Here is a 405-nt window from a genome sequence, read left to right as displayed (position 1 = left end):
ATTTTTTTCAGATCCGAAGGCATTTTATCCATTGACCCCGAACTCTCCTCCAATTCCGCCATTAACTGCGCCAAATTGTATCCCATCACCGACAGTCGCTCCTCACCCAACCAGTTGAGATATCGGCGACTCCACCCTTTCCGAATTGGGTTATTTAAAATCTGTTTCCACTTTTCGGTTGGCTCCTTACTAATAGACTGGTACTGTTTTACCCCTGTTGGATCGCCAAAATTTCCTTTTAAATCAACTCTAACAAATTGGGAGACAATTTGCGGATTAAACGGTAAATCTAAATAAGCAAACACCTGGCTTAATTCTCGCCTAGGGTTCTCTATAATATCTTCATATCGGACACATAAAACCCGATCATCATACATTTTTGAAGCATCAATTAAATTGTTGAGT

1 protein-coding gene is annotated in these 405 nt (G+C 40.2%); it reads right to left on the bottom strand.

Annotated elements, in window-relative coordinates; all coding sequences use genetic code 11:
* Positions 1 to 377, bottom strand: a 377-nt coding sequence (locus tag B9T16_RS29470; protein ID WP_410246477.1) for a sulfotransferase domain-containing protein, incomplete at its 3' end; no start/stop codon positions are given.
* Between the last annotated feature and the right edge of the window lie 28 nt (positions 378 to 405).

Origin of the sequence: Arthrospira sp. PCC 8006, assembly GCF_046480465.1 — a bacterium.
Classification (GTDB): domain Bacteria; phylum Cyanobacteriota; class Cyanobacteriia; order Cyanobacteriales; family Microcoleaceae; genus Limnospira; species Limnospira platensis.
The sequence above is the reverse complement of the archived record's forward strand: the minus strand, read 5'-3'. Positions and strand labels throughout refer to the sequence as shown.